This window comes from Streptomyces sp. 4F14 (assembly GCF_048159485.1).
GTDB lineage: Bacteria > Actinomycetota > Actinomycetes > Streptomycetales > Streptomycetaceae > Streptomyces.
Window position 1 is genome coordinate 1 of sequence record NZ_JBLRVY010000253.1, and the last position, 362, is coordinate 362.

1 pseudogene is annotated in these 362 nt (G+C 76.2%); it reads right to left on the bottom strand.

Annotation, left to right across the window (positions count from 1 at the left end):
• Positions 1 to 362: pseudogene (locus tag ACLZOT_RS50580) on the bottom strand (hypothetical protein); the annotation flags it as partial.

Genomic DNA, 362 nt, shown 5'->3' on the forward strand with positions numbered 1-362 from the left:
CGGCCCGACGCGCCGGAAGCCTTCGCGGAGCACGGAGACGCCGTCCCGGAGCGCCCCGTACGCGTCGTCGGGAAGGGCGGCCTTCGCGGACTGCGGGTGACCGGCGGGCTCTTCGGGCGCACCGGTCCGCGTGGGGCCGGCGGCGTCGGCGCGTTCCGTGACGCTCGGCGACGGACCGGTCTTGGCGGCCGTGCCGGGGGTCCCTGTCGCGGCTCCCGGTGCGGGCCGGGGCCTCCAGATGGTCCTGACCCACTGGCCCAGCTTCTTCTCCCGCAGGGCGGTGATGCGCAGCGGGTCGAACGGGTCGTCCTCGACCAGGTCAAGCGGTCCGGAGTAGCCGAAGGCGCTGCGGCCGGTGCGGT